Genomic DNA, 17455 nt, shown 5'->3' on the forward strand with positions numbered 1-17455 from the left:
GGGCGCGGGCGTATCGGACGGGTGGTTCGCCGACGCCGGTGCGGGTGTCGCCGGATCTGGTGGCGCCGGGGTCGTTGCCGCCGGTGGGGCCTGGCGCCGACATGACCGCGGTGCGCACCACCACCCCGGCCACCGAGCCGGCCGAACAGTACCGGGCGCCGCGGCCGCGACCGCAGCCCACGCAGGTGATGATCACGCTGCCCGGTCTGCCGCCGATCCCGTGCGGGATCTTCTGCCCGGCTCCGCCGCAGGTGAATCCGTGTGCGGGGCAATCTGTTCCAGCACCGATGCCGTTCCCGGACCTACCCGGGACCGCCCGCGTACCGCTGGCGCCACAGCAGTCCTACGGCGCGGCGCCGGCCGAGCCGCGTAACTCCGATCCCGCCCTGGCGGGCAAGCCCGCGGAGCCCGGCGTCGCGGCACAACCCGGCGCCGCCGGACAGCCGGGCACCCAAGACCAGCTCGCCGCCGGATGCGGACAGCCCGACACCACGCTCGCCACCGCGGAGCCCACTCCCCTCCCGGCGGACCTACCTGCCCCCGGCGACGAATCCCGCCCCGAATCCGAAGTCGCTACCACCACACCGCCCGCACCCGAGCCCGAAACGGCCCCCGCCGCCGAGCCCACACCCACGCCGCCGCCCGGCATCACCTTGCCCTTCGGCATCGTCATCCCCCTTCCCGCGCCACCGGCCGCGCCCCAGCAGTGATTCAAACCTTGCATCAGATCACGAAGCAGTAACAAAAAGATCTCGGATGCGGTACCCTTCCCTTGGTTCCATAACAAAGGGCTCACAGCGAGTCATGGGAGGGTCACCACACCGTGGGGCGTCATCGAAAACAACCGCCTGCCACCGTCCGACGGAGTTCCGTCATCGCGTTGACCGGATTGGTTCCCGCAGGGCTGGTATCCGTCACGGCCGCCTCCGAGGTGGGCGACACCGCGCCGCTCGCGACCGCCGTACACATCCCGGAGGACGACGTCCAAGGCGCCGCGCAAGCGCTCGCCGAGCCCGTCGCCGGGGCAGAATTCGCCGCGCACGCCATGGCCAAGGCCGCGCCCACGGCGACGCCCGTGGTGAAAACCGTTGCCCTGCCGAGCGGCCGGCAGGCCGCCGCGATGCCGGCCGGGCCGCTCGGCATCCCCGGCGTCGCCGTCGCGGCGTACGAGAACGCCGAACGGATCCTCGCGGCCGAGAATCCGGTGTGCGGCATGCCGTGGTCGCTGCTGGCCGGTATCGGCCGGGTCGAGTCCACCCACGCGTACGGCGGCAAAGCCGACGCCGACGGCAACCCGCTCAGCCCCGTCTACGGCCCCGTGCTGGACGGCTCGCTCACGGGCAACCACGTCGTCCGCGATTCCGACGACGGCGCGCTGGACGGCCTGGACGGCTACGACCGCGCGATCGGCCCGATGCAGTTCCTGCCCGACACCTGGAAGCGCTACGCGGCCGACGGCAACGGCGACGGCATCGCCGATCCGCAGAACCTCTTCGACGCCGCGCTGACGGCGGGACGCTACCTCTGCGACGGCGGCCTGAACATGCGTGACCTGGCCCAACAGTCCAAGGCGATCCTCCGCTACAACCACTCGATGGCCTACGTCGCGAACGTCATGGCATGGGAGACCTCCTACAGCACGGGGGTCGCACCCCGGGCCGGAGACCTGCCGAAAATCTGACACGCCTAAAATTCCTGCCATGCCAGTGGTTACGGAATCGGATGTGCGGGGTGCCCTCGCGAAGGTCGACGACCCGGAGATCCGCAAGCCGATCACCGAGCTGGGCATGGTGAAAAGCGTCGTCATCGGCGCCGACAGCGATGTCCACGTGGAGATCTATCTGACGACGGCGGGCTGCCCCCTGCGCACCGAGATCACGCAGCGGGTGAGCAAGGCCATCGCCGACGTGCCCGGTGTGGGCGCGATCACCGTCGACCTCGACGTGATGGACGACGAGCAACGCACCGCACTGCGCAAGCAGCTGCGCGGCGACTCCGCCGATCCGGTCATCCCCTTCGCCCAGCCCGGCTCGCTCACCCGCGTCTACGCCGTCGCCTCCGGAAAGGGCGGTGTCGGCAAGTCCAGCGTCACGGTGAACCTGGCCGCCGCCATGGCCGCGCGCGGCCTGTCCGTCGGAGTGCTGGACGCGGACATCTACGGTCATTCCATCCCCCGCATGCTCGGCACCGACGCCAGGCCGACGCAGGTGGAGCGGATGATCATGCCGCCGATCGCGCACGACGTGAAGATGATCTCGATCGCGCAGTTCACCCAGGGCAACACCCCCGTGGTCTGGCGCGGCCCGATGCTGCACCGGGCGCTGCAACAGTTCCTCGCCGACGTGTTCTGGGGTGACCTGGACATCCTGCTGCTCGATCTGCCGCCCGGCACCGGCGACGTCGCGATCTCCATCGCCCAGCTGATCCCGAACGCCGAGATCCTGGTCGTCACCACACCGCAGCCCGCCGCCGCCGAGGTGGCCGAGCGGGCGGGCGCGATCGCGCTGCAGACCCGGCAGCGCATCGCGGGCGTGGTGGAGAACATGTCCTGGCTGGACCTGCCGGACGGCACCAGGATGGACCTGTACGGCTCCGGCGGCGGGCAGGCCGTCGCCGACCGGCTCACCCGCGCGGTGGGCGCGACCGTGCCGCTGCTCGGCCAGATCCCCATCGAACAGGCGCTGCGCGAAGCGGGCGACGAGGGCACCCCGATCGTGCTGCGCGACCCCGAGAACCCCGCCGCCAAGGCTTTGGCCGAGGTCGCCGACAAACTCGCCGTCCGCCGCCGCGGCCTCGCCGGCATGTCACTCGGCATCGACACCACCCGGCACTTGTAACGCCGCACCGGAACCAAGTAGAGGCCGCACCGGACCCAAGTCGGGTAAGTCACCCACATCGAAGTGCCGCCGTCCAACGCCGACGCGCCCAGCTCACCTCAACCCCGTCTTTCGAGCGAAGCGAGACCGAGCATCCGCCGTTCGCGGCCCGGCTCGCGTCCGAGTGGCCGCCGCGTCCGCGACGAAGTCGCTAGCGGCGGTCGCTCGGACGCGAGCCATAAGGGGGCCGCGAACACCCAGCGCCGCAGGCGCTGGAAAACAAACACAGCACGCACTAATAAGCTCGTGCCATGCTCACCATGCTGTTGTACGTGCTGATCGTCGGCTTGGTCGCCGCGGTCCTGTTCCTACTGGCCAGTGCGGTGTTCGGGCGGTCGGAGGAGTTGGGGCCGCTGCCGGAGGGCACGACGGCCACCGTGTTGCCGGTGGAAGGGATCACCGGGGCGGACGTGCGCGCGTTGCGATTCCAGCAGGTGGTGCGCGGCTACAAAGCCGGGGAAGTGGATTGGGCGCTGGCCCGGCTGGCCGCGCGGATCGATGAGCTCCAGCACCAGCTGGCCGAGGCTCGCGCGGCCCACTGGCAGACGCCGATCGCGCCGGAGTCGAAGTGAGCGCCATCGCCGACGACGGGCTGGTCCGCTGCGCGTGGCCGCTGGATTCTCAGCTCTACCGCGACTATCACGACAACGAGTGGGGCAAGCCCCTGCACGGCGACGACGCCTTGTTCGAGCGACTCTGCCTGGAGGCGTTCCAATCCGGGCTGTCCTGGCTGACCATCCTGCGCAAACGCCCCGCCTTCCGCGCCGCGTTCGCCGATTTCTCGATCGCGCGAGTCGCGGAGTTCGATGACGACGACGTCGCCCGGCTGATGGCCGACGCGGGCATCGTCCGCAACCGCAGCAAGATCGACGCGGCCATCGCCAACGCCCGCGTCGCCCGTGACCTCGACGTCGGCCTGGACGAGTTGCTCTGGTCGTTCGCCCCGCCGCCGCGCCCGCGCCCGCGCTCCGGCGCCGAGGTACCGGCCACCACACCCGAATCCATCGCTATGGCAAAAGAATTGAAGCGCCGTGGCTTCCGGTTCGTCGGGCCGACCACGGCCTACGCCCTGATGCAGGCGACCGGAATGGTCGATGATCATGTGGCCGACTGCTGGGTGGGCAGCGCCCGGCCCGACACGAGCCGACCGGTCACTTTTTGAACTCAGCTATCCGTCCACATCGGCGATAGGGAAGAATGGGACGGGTGTAGCTCGCCAAACGCCGGCGAGCTCACTGGTTGGTGACAACTGGAGTTCCAAGAAAGTGCGCAAAGGACCGCGCAGATCTGGAGGGAGCAGAGGATGGCGGCCATGAAGCCCCGCACCGGGGACGGTCCCCTCGAGGCAACCAAAGAAGGGCGTGGAATCGTCATGCGGGTTCCACTCGAGGGTGGCGGGCGTCTGGTCGTCGAACTCACGCCGGACGAAGCAGCGGCGCTCGGTGACGAACTGAAGAGCGTCACGAGCTGAGTGGCCCCGGCTGACCCCTCGGCGCTCGCCGCCGCGGCCGGCGTCCTGGCCTGCCCGGAATGTTCGCGGGCGCACCGGGACGCCGCGCCGCTCGCGCTCGAGCCGCGGGATCGAGCACTGCGCTGCGGTCGCGGGCACAGCTTCGACGTCGCCAGACAGGGCTACGTCAGCCTGCTGACCGGTGCGTCGACCAAGATGACCGGGGACACCGCGGCCATGCTCGACGCCCGCGCCGCTTTTCAGAGCGAAGGCCACTTCGCGCCGATCGCCGACGCGGTGACGCGCGCCGCCACCGCGCGCGGGACCGACGGCCCGGTACTGGAGATCGGCGCGGGCACCGGCTACTACCTCGCCCGGACACTCGACGCCGCTCCCCCGGCCGTCGGCATCGGGCTGGACGTGGCCAAACCCGCCGTCCGCCGGTGCGCCCGCGCGCACCCGCGCGCCGCGGCCGTGCTCGCCGACGCATGGCGCGGGTTACCGATCCGCGACGGCGCGCTGGCCTGCGTACTTTCCGTCTTCGCCCCGCGCAACCCCGGCGAGATCGCCCGGGTGCTCGCCGAGGACGGTCGCTTCGTGGTCGCCACACCCACCGCGGGCCACTTGCGCGAGCTGATCGAGCCGCTGGACATGGTGCGCGTCGACCCCGACAAGAACAGCAGGCTCGACGCGGCGATGGCGGGACATCTCGAGCCCGTCGACCGGACGCTGGTCGAGTATCCGATGACGCTCGCCAGGACCGACGTCGGCCATGTGGTCGGCATGGGTCCGTCCGCGCATCACGCCGCCGCCGGAGCGCAGCGGCTGGCGCTGCTGCCGGAGACGGTCGAGGTGACCGCGTCGGTCGTCGTCGGCACCTACCGCCGGGCGGCGTGATCGCGCGGCTCAGCCCTTCCTGACCTCGTCGTAGACCGCGACGGTGCGGGCCGCGATGCGCGCCCAGTCGAACTCGGAGACGGCGCGCTCGCGCCCCGCTGCGCCCAGCCGGGCGGCCAGCTCCGGGTTACCGGCCACCTCGTTCACGGCGGCGGCGAGCCCGCGCTCGTAGTCGGCGGCGGCGCCCGCGTCGTAGTGCACCAGTCGTCCGTTGCGGTCGTCGACCACCTCGGGGATGCCGCCGACGTCGGAGGCGACCACCGCGGTCGCGCAGGCCATCGCCTCCAGGTTCACGATGCCCAGCGGTTCGTACACCGACGGGCACACGAACAGCGACGCGGCGGCGAGGATCTGCCTGATCCGCTCGGTGGGCAGCATCTCGCGCACCCAGAACACGCCGCCGCGCCGGCGTCGCAGCTCCTGGACCGCCGCGGCCACCTCCTGCGCCAGCTCGGGCGTGTCCGGCGCGCCCGCGCACAACACGAGCTGGATGTCGGGGTCGAAGTCGCGGGCCGCGGCCAGCAGATGGCCGACGCCCTTCTGGCGCGTGATGCGGCCGACGAAGGCGACGATGGGAAGGTCGGTCCGCACACCGAGTTCAGCCAGCACCGGCGGTTCGTCACCTGCCGGTGGGCCGGGATGCCAGACCGCGCCGTCGATGCCGTTGTGCACCACGTGCACGCGGTCCGGGTCCACCGAGGGATAGGCGTCGAGCACGTCGTGGCGCATGCCTTCGCTCACCGCGATGACGGCGTCGGCGTGTTCCACGGCGTTGCGCTCCGACCAGGACGAGAGCCGGTAGCCGCCGCCGAGCTGCTCGGCCTTCCACGGCCTGCGCGGTTCCAGGGAATGAGCGGTCAGCACGTGCGGGACGCCGTAGAGGGCCGCGGCCAGATGACCGGCCAAGCCGCTGTACCAGGTGTGCGAGTGCACCACGTCCACCTCACCCACCGCGTCGGCCATCCGCAGCTGGGCCGACATCATCTGCAGCGCGGCGTTGGCGGCGTAGAGCGCGGAATCCGGTTGATGGACCACGGCGTCGGCGCGCTCGACTCCCATGCAGTGCACGGTCACCTCGCACAGGTGACGCAAATGCGCCGTCAGTTGGGTGACGTGCACGCCCGCTCCGCCGTACACCTCGGGGGGATACTCGCGGGTCAGCATCGCGACGCGAAGCCGGTCCCGCTCGCCGGAATCCACCGCCGAGTGCCCGCCGTTCGTGCCGAAACTCACCGATCCAAACTAGACGTTCGGCTCCGCGGCGGCCACTCACAGACGCTTCACCCGGTAGTTTGGCAGGTGTGAGGAGCCAGCCGCACGTACTCGGAATCGTGCTCGCCGGTGGTGAGGGCAAGCGACTCTTTCCACTCACGGCCGACCGCGCCAAGCCCGCCGTCCCGTTCGGCGGCGCCTACCGTCTCATCGATTTCGTCCTCAGCAACCTGGTCAACGCGGGTTTCCTGCGGCTGTGCGTGCTCACCCAGTACAAGTCGCATTCGCTGGACCGGCACATCTCCCAGACCTGGCGGTTGTCCGGTTTCGCGGGCGAGTACATCACCCCCGTGCCCGCACAGCAGCGGCTCGGACCGCGCTGGTACACCGGCAGCGCGGACGCGATCCTGCAATCGCTGAACCTGATCTACGACGAGGACCCGGAATACATCGCGGTTTTCGGCGCCGATCACGTCTACCGGATGGACCCGGAGCAGATGGTGCGCCATCACATCGAATCCGGCGCAGGCGTGACCGTGGCCGGCATCCGGGTGCCGCGCAGCCAGGCGAGCGCGTTCGGATGCATCGACAGCGACGAGTCCGGCCGCATCACCCAGTTCCTGGAGAAGCCCGCGCATCCGCCCGGCACCCCGGACGACCCCAATGTCACGTTCGCGTCGATGGGCAACTACGTTTTCACGACCAAAGTGCTCGTCGACTCGATCCGGGCGGACGCGGACGACTCCGATTCCGACCACGACATGGGCGGTGACATCATCCCGGCCCTGGTGGCGGCGGGGCAGGCGGGTGTCTACGACTTCGCCGACAACGACGTGCCAGGAGCCACCGATCGCGACCGCGGCTATTGGCGCGATGTCGGCACCATCGACGCGTTCTACGACGCGCATATGGACCTGGTCTCGGTGCATCCGGTGTTCAACCTCTACAACCGCCACTGGCCGATCCGCGGGGCGGCCGAGAACCTGCCTCCCGCGAAGTTCGCCCAGGGCGGCCTGGCGCAGGAATGCATCGTCGGCGCGGGCAGCATCCTGTCGGCCGCCACCGTCCGCAACTCGGTGCTCAGCGCCAACGTCATGGTCGACGACGGCGCCACCGTCGAAGGGTGCGTGCTCATGCCGGGCGTGCGGATCGGGCGCGGCGCGGTGGTGCGGCGCGCCATCCTGGACAAGAATGTCGTCGTGGGCGAGGGCGAGATCATCGGGGTGGACCTTGCGCGTGATCGCAGCCGCTTCGCCGTCAGCAACGGGGGCGTCGTCACGGTGGGCAAGGGCGTCTGGGTGTGACAGTCCCGGACCGTTCCTAGGGCGTGCCCGGCTGCGGCGCGGGCGAATTGATGCAGAACGGCGCGCAAGGGCCCGGCGTGCGCGGCACGGTGGATTTCGAAGCGCCGCCGAAATCGGCGGTACTCACCAAATAGACCACCAGCACGGCGAACAGCAGCACCCCGGCGAACGCGATCATGGTCCGGCCCCAATGGATGGGCTTGGGACGACGCTCGTCTTCATCCCAGAGAAACATCATCATGACCATGCCGCACCCGCTTCCCGATCCATTCGGAACGTGACCTTTACCAGTATCGGCGATCTTTCGGATTTCGCGGCATCATGCGCCGAACCGTGGCGCCAGGGTGGGCTTTTCGCGAACGCCGCCGGTCACCGGCGGGTGGCGCCATCGCGATGAGAAGCTGGCGCGCGGCCCGGAAGTCCGGAAATACTTCGGCGGCGGGCCTATTCGGCCGGAGGGGCGCTGCCGACGGCGGGATTACTGTGCGGGCGGGGCGACGTTCTGGGTGCAGAACGGCTCGCACGATCCGGGGGGCGGAGTGGTTTTCTCGGGGCCGGTGTCGAAATCGGTGTTGCTCACCACGATCATGACCGCCACCGCTCCCAGAATCACGAGCAGCAGGGCCAACATCGTCGGCCGCAGCCAACTCGTTCGCCGTTCGGTCACGACGTCCCCCATCGCCGCTACTTCGAGGGGAGTTAGTTCACGCATAACAGTTTTCCTCACTGAGTTCTTTCTCAGCGCATACCCCGGATTCCGGGATGAAATCAGAACGCCCGCGAACCGCTATCCTCGTGCGGCGCAGAGCAACCCGTCGCCGACCGGGATCAGCACACAGGTGAGTTCCGGATTCTCCGCGATGGCGCGGGTCGCGGCGCGCACCGCCTGCGTGGCCGGATCGCGTTGCGCCGGATCGGGGACGCGCCCACCCAGCAGCGCGTTGTGCAGCAGGATGGCGCCGCCCTCGCGCAGCAGACGCACCGCTTGGGCGACGTACTCCGGATGCTCCAGCGGCGCGGCGTCGATGAAGACCAGGTCGTAGGCGCCGTCGGCCAGCCGGGGCAGCACGTCCAGCGCGCGCCCGTTGATCATGCGGGTGCGCGCGGGCGGGATGTCGGCGGCGCGGAACGCCTCCTTGGCCGCGCGCTGATGCTCCGGCTCGGAATCGATCGTGGTCAGCGTGCCGTCCTCGCGCATGCCGTCGAGCAGCCACAGCCCGCTGATCCCCGCGCCGGTACCGACCTCGACCACCGCCCGCGCACCGAGCAACTGCGCGTACATGCTCAGCAGCGCGCCCACCGAGGGCGGCACCGGCACCGCGCCGAGTTCGGTGGCCCGTTCCCGCGCGCTGACGAGGATTTCGTCTTCCACGACGGATTCCTCCACATAGGCGAGATTCCGCTCCAGATTCGATGCCACGGGTATGAGGCTAACGCCGGGCGGGTGATCTCGGCGTTCCGGACAACACGCGCCGCCCGCCATTTCCGCCGCCGGTTTTCTCAGGCGACCCTCAGGATCTCCATAACCCGGCCATATCAGGACCAGAAAGAGTATGGGCAACGCAAGACCACCGACCGTGTTTACACGGGACGCGGGAACAACGACATACCGGTTGTCGGTTGTATCCGTACGTGACGGACCGTAGACCCGGTCCGGAGCGAGTTCCCTACGTTTGCGGTCCCTAGTAGGAGGTAGCCCCATCCACATGGTCGATGCGGCGCGCGAATACGCCACCCTGCCCGAGCAGATCCTGCCGGTCGAGGCCGAGTCCGCCGAGGACGCGGTCGAGCTGAGCGGGACTGCTGCCTTCGATGCCACCGGTGACCGGTCGGCGATGCCCACGTGGGACGAACTCGTCCGCGAGCACGCGGACCGGGTCTATCGCCTGGCCTACCGTCTCTCCGGCGACGCACAGGACGCGGAGGACCTCACCCAGGAGACGTTCATCCGGGTGTTCCGTTCGCTGTCGAACTATCAACCCGGCACCTTCGAGGGATGGCTGCACCGCATCACCACCAACCTGTTCCTGGACATGGTGCGCCGCCGCAACCGGATCAGGATGGAAGCGCTGCCGGAGGACTACGACCGGGTGCCCGCCGACGGCCCCGGGCCGGAGCAGGCCTACCACGACGCCCGACTGGATCCCGACCTGCAATCGGCCCTGGATTCGCTCGCGCCGGAGTTCCGCGCCGCGGTGGTCCTGTGTGACATCGAGGGGCTGTCCTACGAGGAGATCGGCGCTACGCTCGGCGTGAAACTGGGCACCGTGCGCAGTCGGATCCACCGTGGACGCCAGGCCCTGCGCGACTACCTTGCGCATAATGGAAGTGAGCAGCGGTTCGCCGCTGAAGCGAACATAGGGTGATTCGTCGGAAGCCGGCATCGCCCGAACATCGGTCGATGTCGGTTGGAAGGGTGAGCACCGAATGAGTGGCGACTTCAGCACGTCCGGTCGTCGTCCGCCCCGTTTTCGCCCCACCGAGCATCTGGCGAGTGAGGCGATCGCGGCGTACGTGGACGGTGAGTTGCGGATGAACGCCTACCTGCGCGCCGCTCAGCACCTCTCGCTGTGTCCGGAGTGCGCGGCGGAGGTCGACGCCCAGCAGCAGGCGCGCATCGCGCTGCGGCACGCGGGTCAGGTCGCGATCCCGACCGGGCTGCACGACAGCTTGACCAGGATCCCCCTCGCGGAGCTGCCAGGCGGCGCGTCCAGTGGCCGCACGCCGTCCTCGGCATCCGGTCAGTCCGGGCGCAACGACGCGGTTTTCGGTTTTCTGACCGATTCGTTCACCGCGACCCGGTGGACCACATGGTGGCGCAAGTAGAGTTTCCCGAGTGACCACCGAATCGACGAATTCCGGATCGGCCGATACCTCGGATTCGGCGGCCAACCGCGGGAATCTCCGTCCGCCGGACGCACCCGTGCTCGGTCCGCGCCCGGTCTACCGGCCCCATGTCGACACGCACACCGCGCGGGCCTTCCGCAGACCGTCCGGCCTGTCCGGTTCGTTCGCCGATCCACTGCCGCTGCGCAAGGCGGGGCCCGCGCCGCAGTCGGGTCCCGAACCGCAGAACCGGCCGCCCGACGCGGTGCTGGCCGAGGCCTTCGGCCGCCCCGAAGGCTCCACCGAACTCCTGCAGCGCGATCCCGACGCGGCCGGTGGCCAGGCTCCCGTCGCGGGACCGGCCGATCCGTGGCGTGATCCGGAGGCCGTCGCGCGCCTCGGCGCTCCCGCGGTGCCGACGCCGAAGCCGGAGGCGCTGCCGCGGGCCGAGAAGCTCAGCGCCCGCGAAGTGCTGTTCGGCTCCAGGGTCGCGCCGAAGGCGCTGGCGCTGCTCGCCCTGGTCGCGCTCGTCATCGGCCTGCTCGGCGGGCTGGTCGGGCGCCTGACCGCGGACACCGCATCGACCCTCACCTCGCGCAAGGTGACGCTCGAGCAGGGCGGCGACGGCAACCGTCCGCACGGGCTGATCGCCCAGGTCGCCAACGCCGTGCTGCCGTCGGTCGTGTCCATCCGGGTGACCGTCGGCGAGAACGGCGCCACCGGTTCCGGCGTGGTGATCGACGGCGGCGGCTACGTGGTCACCAACAACCACGTCGTTTCGATGGCCGCGCAGGACAAGACCAACCGCTCCGCGATCCAGGTGCAGTTCTCCGACGGCACCCGGGTGCCCGCCCAGATCGTCGGCCGCGACCCGAAGACGGACCTGGCCGTGCTGAAGGTCGATGTGAAGAATCTCACCGTCGCCCAGCTCGGCAAGTCCGGCAACGTCCAGGTCGGCGACGATGTGCTGGCCATCGGTTCGCCGCTCGGCCTGAGCAAGACGGTGACCTCGGGCATCGTCAGCGCGCTGCACCGGCCCGTGAAGCTGGAGGGCGAGGGCAGCGACACGAAGGCCGTGATCGACGCCGTGCAGACCGACGCGTCGATCAACCCGGGTAACTCCGGTGGCGCGCTGGTGGACATGGACGGCCGGGTCATCGGCATCAACACCGCCATCCGCAGCGAGACCGGCGGCTCGGTCGGCCTCGGCTTCGCGATCCCGGTGGACAAGATGACCGAGGTCGCGCAGACCTTGATCCGCGACGGCGTGGTGCACCACCCGACCATGGGCCTGTCCGCTCGCAGCAAGACGGTCGCCAACGACGTCATGAGCGGAGCCGCCGTGGCCGACGTCTCACCGAACGGTCCGGCCGCGCGGGCGGGCATCGTGGAAGGCGATGTCATCGTGCGGGTCGGCGATCGGGAGGTCACCAGTTCCGATGAGTTCACGGTGGCCGAACAGTCCAACAAGATCGGACAGACCGTGGTGGTCCAGCTCATCCGCGAAGGCCGCCGTGTCGACGTCCCGGTGACCCTGGAATCCGACTAGCCGTTCGCCGCGGCAGCGAATATCGCCGAACCCCCTGATTTTCGCTGGATCCCGTAAAACCGCATCGGATAGAGTCACGCTGTCGAAATCGAGCAGCATGGGGGGTTCAATGCGTCATCTCGCCATTTTCGTTCTCGGATCCACTATGGCGGCGGTCACCACCATGGGGCTTTCCGGAGCCTCGGCCGGCGCTACCACGAACGACACGTACGTCGACTGGTTCGACTGCCGCCCCGGTGGGGGACATACCGCGGTGGCGACGGACGGCGTGGAGTACTGCTACGGCGGAATACACAACGGCAAGATTGTGATCTACCCCACATAGATCATTGTCTGGTGTGCGCGGTGGGTGTTTGCGGGGCCTGGAAAAGCCCGAACAACACCCACCGTTCATTTCCCGGTCGGCTATCAATGGACGGCCTGCCGAGCTGGCCAGGTAGCCTGGATACGTGTTCAGCAACATCGGCTGGAGCGAGATGGTCATCCTGCTCGTCGCCGCCCTCGTGATTCTCGGCCCGGAGCGTTTGCCCGGCGCCGTGCGCTGGACCACGCGCAGCTTGCGGCAGGTGCGCGATTACGCGAGCGGCGCCACCTCGCAACTGAAAGAGGAGCTGGGGCCGGAGTTCGAGGATCTGCGCAAGCCGCTGGCCGACCTGAATCAGCTGCGCGGTATGACGCCGCGGGCGATGGTGACCAAACATCTTCTCAACGGCGACGATTCACTGTTCCGGGATTTCGACAGCGCGCTGCCCGATCCCAAGGACCTCTACAGCACGAACAGCGGGATGCCGGACTATCCGATGCCCAAGTTGGATAAGCCTCTGGAGCGCAACGAGCGTCCCCCGATCGACACCGACGCCACCTGAGTCGTCAAGCAGACTAGACGCATTGAGCTGTTCAGCTGTCTAGACTTCGCACATGTCGGCCGATGACGTGGCGCGCGTGTTCGCGATCGAGGACAAGGTCGAGCGACTGAAGGCGGCCACCGACGGGGTGGCGGCGGCCCAGCAGACCATCAACGAACTGACCAGGATTCGGCGTGCCGTGATCCGGGAGCTCCATGCCGAAGGCTGGACGTTCGCCAGAATCGGTGCGGCGGCCGGACTTTCCCGGGCCCGCATCCACCAGGTGAGTACGCAGGGGCCCGCGCCGGAAGGGCTGTTCTTCGGGCACGGTTCGCTCACCGTGCTCGTCCCCGAGGTGCGGGCCGGGCGGGTGATCGGCGCGCCGGATCCCGCGGCGCCGCAACGGTTGGCCGAGCTGCTACGCGAACTCGGGTTCAACGTGGCGGTCGAGCATTTCCTACCGGGCCGTCCGATCGACCTGCGGCGCGACGGCCTGATCGTGCTGGGCGGGCCGGAGCTTTCCCCGAGTCTGCGTCAGTTGGTCGCCGCCGACCCGCGATTGCGCCGCGCGGTGGCCAGAATGGGCGACGCGCGCCGGGGCATCGAGGATCGGGCGGCGCGGCGGGTGTACCGGCCGGGTGGACCCGAACCGCACGACATCGCCTACCTGGGCAGGCTTCCCAGGCCCGATGGGCGGGGCAGCGTGCTCATGATCGATGGCATGCATCCGCCCGGTTCGCTCGGCGCGATCCGGCTGCTCGCCACCCGGCTGGCCACCCTGCACGAGCGGGCGGGCAACCACCTGTTCTCGGTGCTGATCGCCTGCCGTTTCGACCGCGCCACCGGCGAACCGCTGGAGGCCGAACTGCTCACGCCGGTCTACCGCCACGATCCGGAGAACAGATCGCCCGCAACGGGTCTGCGCCGCTGAGCCGCGACCCGGGCGGAAACCCGCCGATCCGCGATCGGCTCGGCTTCGCGCGGAGCACGGGTGCGCCAGCCGAACAATCGACGTTCCCGTCCGGCCGGACGCTGCGGCGCCGCATCTCGCGTCCCCTTGCACCGACCGCCGGATGTTCGATCTCGTTATCGGCAAGTGGAAGAGACCGAGTCCGCGTGTCGAGATTTCCCGCGCGTGTCCGACCCACTGACGCAATAACTTTCAGCAAATATCTGGTCACCGCATGCGAGCGCAGGACCGCACCAACGGTCGAAGTCCCCAATCCACCAACAAACGCAGCGCACCCGTTCGCTACCTGGCAGATGCAACTCTGACAGCCTCCACAAGCCCGACCTACTCGATGTGGCGCCGGTCACCAGCCCTGCCCCCACCGAGTTTATACACGGATGATTGAATAGCTGGACGATAACCACTCTCCGCGAAACGGACATGTGAGCGTCCGGCTAGGAGGAAATCGTGAATCCGCTATTGCTGATCGGCGGGGCCGTCCTGGCGGTGGGCATGGTCGGCCTGATCATCAGCGTGCTGCTGCGGCCGGCCGGGTCGAAGGCGCGCGTCACCGTCGCCGATCTCCAGGCCCGGCTCGAGCGGGAGCAGTCGGCCATGCCGCCCGAGACGGAGGGCCCGGTGGACGACGAACCGCGATCCGACGAACCGCGATCCGCCGACGCCGAGTCGGCCGACGCCGAGTCGGCCGATGCCGGGCTCGAGGAACGCGAGCAATCGCCTGCCGCTGATGAACCCCGCGACGCGACCGCGGATCCGGCCCACGGCGAAGCGGCGGACCAGGTGCTGCTGCCGGATCACCTTCGCCACGACAAGTAGCCTGAGGTTAACCGTACGCGCGGCGCTGCGGAAGATGCGACGATCACACCAAGCCCGACGCACCGCGGCCAGCCCACCTCCCGGACGGGCCGTTTCCGCGCCCGCAACACTCGGACATCTGCTCACCCCCCGGCTAAGCGAAGCCGGTGACAGCGACTTCACCCCGCTTCAGCTGCGGAGAACGCCGACCATCGCCAAAGTTGCGCCCACGCGGCGGATTGGTCCGCCAGCCGACGGGCATACCCGCGACAGAGCCGAGACCGGCCCCCCGCGCCTCCCGATTCCACTTGCATGGCGAGCCCGCTCGGCCCACACTTGATTTGCTACAAGTTAACTGCATGTAGGTGACGGTGCGTTGCGCTTCGGCCCCGCCACGTTCTGCCCGGCCCGCCCCACCGAGAGGAGAATGCGCCGTGACCGCCACCCAGATCGCCGTCCTCTGCTCGCTCGTCGGCGCAGCGAGCCTGGTCGCCACCATTGTGTTGCTGCACGGACCGGCGACTCGAAGGCGCCGGGTCGGCGTCGCCGAGCACGCGATCGCGGAACAACTGCCCGTCCCCGCCTTGCCGACCTGTCCGATCGGCAGGCCGCAGCGAGCACTGGTCGAGCCGTTGACCGTGGCGGAAGCTCACGAGATCATGCAGCGCCACCGGATCTGTGAACCCGCCGCGTGCGTCTACAAGTACGCGGCCTTCCGCACCCTGATCGAGGCCGGATACATGCGCGATCCGCATGCGGAAGGGGTCTGACCGCACCCACGTACGGCGTGAGAACGAGTCAGGCCGCGGCGCAGGCGGGCCGGAGGGTGTTCATCGGCGGCCGGTCCAGCAGGGAGACCTCGGTGCGATGCGCGGTGAACTCGTCCCCGATCAGCGGGAACTGGGTCAGCGCGGCGCCGGAGTCCTGGATGCCGCTGCGACCGAGCACGGTGCCGAGGATCTGGCGGCTCATCACGCCCAGGTCGGCCAGCGGCCGGTTGCGATGCGTGCGCACACCGAGGTTGACCTGGCCGATCGCGGACATGCCCAGCCGGTCGTAAGTGTCGAGCAGCAGCCCGATCTCCACCCCGTAGCCCGGTGCGAACGGCACCGAGGTGAGCAGTTCGCGCGTGCCCGCGTATTCACCGCCGAGCGGCTGCAATACCTGCGAGAGCTCCGGTCGCAGCGCCGCGAGCAGGGGCCGGGCGACCAGCTCGGTGACGCGGCCGCCGCCGTGCGCGTCCACCGCGCCGCCCTGCCGCAACGGCCTGCGGTAATACGCCTTGGCCAGGTGCAGGTCATCGACCGTGAGCAGCGGGCCGAGCAGTTTCGGCACGAAGGCGGGATCGGGATCGATGAGGTCGGAGTCGACGAAGGCGATCAGATCGCCGCTGGTCACCGCCAGGGAGCGCCACAGCACCTCGCCCTTGCCCGCGACCGGCTCCAGCTCCGGCACCGCCTGCTCGCGGCTGATCACCTCGGCGCCCGCGGCGCGGGCCCGCTCTGCGGTGGCGTCGGTCGAACCGGAGTCGAGCACGATCAGCTCGTCCACCAGCGTGCCGAGCAGCGGCCGGATGCTGGCCACCACGTCGGCCACGGTGCGTTCTTCGTTCAGCGCGGGCAGCACCACCGACACGGTGCGCCCGGCCTTCGCGCAGACGAGCTCGTCCACGCGCCAGTTCGGGGTGTCCCAGGTATTGGTCGTCGCCCAAGCGGGCTCACGGTGTTGAAATGTCATGCCAGACCTCGCAAGGTTCGTGCGGGGGGCCGGATGCCCTGGATAGCGGCGATCATGTCCACGACCCGCCGGGTCGCGGCGACTTCGTGGACACGAAAGACTCTGGCGCCTGCCGCCGCCGACCACGCTGTCGCCGCCAATGTGCCCTCCAGCCGTTCGGAAAGACCGACACCTAGAGTCTCCCCGATGAAATCCTTGTTGCTCAGCGCCATCAAGACTGGCCATCCGGTTTTTACAAGAACGTCGACTCGGCGCAACAGTTCGAGACCGTGGTAGGTGTTCTTGCCGAAATCGTGCGTCGGATCGATCAGGATCGAATCCCGGCGCACCCCCGCCGCGAGCGCGTTCTCCGCGGCCCGCACCACCGTGTCGGTGACCTCGCCCACCACGTCGGCGTAGCGCACCCGGTGCGGCCTGGTGCGCGGCACCGCGCCACCGGTATGACTGCACACCACACCCGCGCCGTGCGCGGCGGCCACCGGAATCAGGTCGGGATCGGCACCGGCCCAGGTGTCGTTGATCAGGTCCGCTCCCTCGCCCACCGCGGCCGCCGCCACCTCGGCGCGCCAGGTGTCGACGCTGATCAGCAGCTCGGGGTACTTCGCGCGGATGGCCGCCACGAACGGCACCACCCGGCGCGTTTCCTCGGCGGCGTCCACCGAATCACCCGGCCCGGCTTTCACTCCGCCGATGTCGACGAGGTCGGCGCCCTCGTCCACCGCGCGTGCCACGGCATCCATGGCCGCCGCGTCGGTGAAGGTGGCGCCGCGGTCGTAGAACGAGTCCGGGGTGCGGTTCACGATCGCCATCACCAGCGCTCGATCCGTCGCCACCGGCCGTCCGCACAGCGTGGGAAGCGGCGCCGCGGTCGAGCTGAACATGTCGCTGTCCCGCCTCTCCGCGAATCAGGCCGTACAAATCAGGAAACAGGATCGCGGTCGAGTCGTGCGGCGGGTCCGGGGGTACCCGACGGGTGACCAAGTGTTCGCGAAAC

Annotated in this window: 20 protein-coding genes and 1 pseudogene; 15 read left to right on the forward strand and 6 right to left on the reverse strand. The window is 69.2% G+C overall.

The genetic code is table 11. The features are described from left to right. The 7 genes and pseudogenes from ACH49X_RS28420 to ACH49X_RS28450 form a co-directional block, all read left to right on the forward strand. Positions 1 to 710 (forward strand): annotated as a pseudogene (locus ACH49X_RS28420) (lytic transglycosylase); the annotation flags it as partial. Between the two features lie 113 nt (positions 711 to 823). Beyond that, positions 824 to 1681: a lytic transglycosylase domain-containing protein gene (locus tag ACH49X_RS28425; protein WP_195082642.1), complete on the forward strand. Its 858-nt coding sequence runs from the start codon at positions 824 to 826 to the stop codon at positions 1679 to 1681. Positions 1682 to 1700: 19 nt separating this feature from the next. Continuing rightward, positions 1701 to 2837 carry an Mrp/NBP35 family ATP-binding protein gene (locus ACH49X_RS28430; protein ID WP_195082641.1) on the forward strand — a complete coding sequence of 379 codons (1137 nt, stop codon included), beginning with the start codon at positions 1701 to 1703 and terminating at the stop codon, positions 2835 to 2837. A 290-nt stretch (positions 2838 to 3127) separates the two neighbouring features. Continuing rightward, positions 3128 to 3448: a DivIVA domain-containing protein gene (locus ACH49X_RS28435; protein ID WP_195082640.1), complete on the forward strand. Its 321-nt coding sequence runs from the start codon at positions 3128 to 3130 to the stop codon at positions 3446 to 3448. Between the two features lie 5 nt (positions 3449 to 3453). Further along, entirely contained in the window at positions 3454 to 4038 is a 585-nt protein-coding gene (locus ACH49X_RS28440) for a DNA-3-methyladenine glycosylase I (RefSeq protein WP_323124756.1), read from the forward strand. Between the two features lie 141 nt (positions 4039 to 4179). Then, complete coding sequence (locus tag ACH49X_RS28445) at positions 4180 to 4347, forward strand: DUF3117 domain-containing protein (RefSeq protein ID WP_011211259.1); 168 nt, start codon at positions 4180 to 4182, stop codon at positions 4345 to 4347. Beyond that, entirely contained in the window at positions 4348 to 5223 is an 876-nt protein-coding gene (locus tag ACH49X_RS28450) for a putative RNA methyltransferase (RefSeq protein WP_195082638.1), read from the forward strand. Positions 5224 to 5232: 9 nt separating this feature from the next. Here ACH49X_RS28450 and glgA read toward each other — a convergent pair whose 3' ends face one another. Beyond that, the gene (gene glgA, locus ACH49X_RS28455; RefSeq protein ID WP_195082666.1) at positions 5233 to 6387 is read right to left on the reverse strand and encodes a glycogen synthase; all 1155 of its coding nucleotides are present in this window, start codon (positions 6385 to 6387) and stop codon (positions 5233 to 5235) included. Between the two features lie 137 nt (positions 6388 to 6524). Between glgA and glgC the strand changes: the two genes are divergently transcribed. Further along, the gene (glgC, locus tag ACH49X_RS28460) at positions 6525 to 7739 is read left to right on the forward strand and encodes a glucose-1-phosphate adenylyltransferase (RefSeq protein WP_357112413.1); all 1215 of its coding nucleotides are present in this window, start codon (positions 6525 to 6527) and stop codon (positions 7737 to 7739) included. A gap of 16 nt (positions 7740 to 7755) precedes the next feature. Here glgC and ACH49X_RS28465 read toward each other — a convergent pair whose 3' ends face one another. The 3 genes from ACH49X_RS28465 to ACH49X_RS28475 form a co-directional block, all read right to left on the reverse strand. Beyond that, positions 7756 to 7986 (reverse strand): hypothetical protein, encoded by a 231-nt coding sequence (locus ACH49X_RS28465; protein ID WP_195082636.1) that lies wholly within the window; start codon positions 7984 to 7986, stop codon positions 7756 to 7758. A gap of 231 nt (positions 7987 to 8217) precedes the next feature. Further along, positions 8218 to 8451, reverse strand: coding sequence for a hypothetical protein (locus ACH49X_RS28470; RefSeq protein WP_195082635.1), 234 nt, complete (start codon positions 8449 to 8451; stop codon positions 8218 to 8220). 75 nt (positions 8452 to 8526) lie between these two features. After that, positions 8527 to 9159, reverse strand: coding sequence for an O-methyltransferase (locus tag ACH49X_RS28475; protein WP_371855915.1), 633 nt, complete (start codon positions 9157 to 9159; stop codon positions 8527 to 8529). 286 nt (positions 9160 to 9445) lie between these two features. Here ACH49X_RS28475 and sigE point away from each other — a divergent pair, with 286 nt between their 5' ends. From sigE to ACH49X_RS28510, 7 genes are all read left to right on the forward strand, one after another. Further along, positions 9446 to 10105: an RNA polymerase sigma factor SigE gene (gene sigE / locus ACH49X_RS28480; RefSeq protein WP_323124753.1), complete on the forward strand. Its 660-nt coding sequence runs from the start codon at positions 9446 to 9448 to the stop codon at positions 10103 to 10105. A gap of 61 nt (positions 10106 to 10166) precedes the next feature. Next, entirely contained in the window at positions 10167 to 10565 is a 399-nt protein-coding gene (locus ACH49X_RS28485; protein WP_195046890.1) for a hypothetical protein, read from the forward strand. Between the two features lie 10 nt (positions 10566 to 10575). Beyond that, entirely contained in the window at positions 10576 to 12114 is a 1539-nt protein-coding gene (locus ACH49X_RS28490) for a S1C family serine protease (RefSeq protein WP_195082634.1), read from the forward strand. A 449-nt stretch (positions 12115 to 12563) separates the two neighbouring features. Further along, the gene (gene tatB / locus ACH49X_RS28495) at positions 12564 to 12980 is read left to right on the forward strand and encodes a Sec-independent protein translocase protein TatB (protein WP_067804157.1); all 417 of its coding nucleotides are present in this window, start codon (positions 12564 to 12566) and stop codon (positions 12978 to 12980) included. Between the two features lie 52 nt (positions 12981 to 13032). Then, positions 13033 to 13890, forward strand: coding sequence for a hypothetical protein (locus tag ACH49X_RS28500; RefSeq protein WP_195082633.1), 858 nt, complete (start codon positions 13033 to 13035; stop codon positions 13888 to 13890). Between the two features lie 486 nt (positions 13891 to 14376). Beyond that, positions 14377 to 14745 carry a hypothetical protein gene (locus ACH49X_RS28505; protein WP_195082632.1) on the forward strand — a complete coding sequence of 123 codons (369 nt, stop codon included), beginning with the start codon at positions 14377 to 14379 and terminating at the stop codon, positions 14743 to 14745. Between the two features lie 413 nt (positions 14746 to 15158). Further along, positions 15159 to 15494 (forward strand): hypothetical protein, encoded by a 336-nt coding sequence (locus tag ACH49X_RS28510; protein ID WP_195082631.1) that lies wholly within the window; start codon positions 15159 to 15161, stop codon positions 15492 to 15494. Between the two features lie 28 nt (positions 15495 to 15522). Here ACH49X_RS28510 and ACH49X_RS28515 read toward each other — a convergent pair whose 3' ends face one another. Together ACH49X_RS28515 and folP are read right to left on the reverse strand one after the other, a co-directional pair. After that, complete coding sequence (locus ACH49X_RS28515) at positions 15523 to 16461, reverse strand: glucosyl-3-phosphoglycerate synthase (protein ID WP_195082630.1); 939 nt, start codon at positions 16459 to 16461, stop codon at positions 15523 to 15525. Continuing rightward, positions 16458 to 17342, reverse strand: coding sequence for a dihydropteroate synthase (folP, locus tag ACH49X_RS28520; protein ID WP_195082629.1), 885 nt, complete (start codon positions 17340 to 17342; stop codon positions 16458 to 16460). The genes ACH49X_RS28515 and folP overlap by 4 nt, the downstream gene beginning before the upstream one ends. Between the last annotated feature and the right edge of the window lie 113 nt (positions 17343 to 17455).

This window comes from Nocardia sp. NPDC019323, from assembly GCF_044389845.1.
Taxonomy (GTDB): Bacteria; Actinomycetota; Actinomycetes; order Mycobacteriales; family Mycobacteriaceae; genus Nocardia; species Nocardia implantans.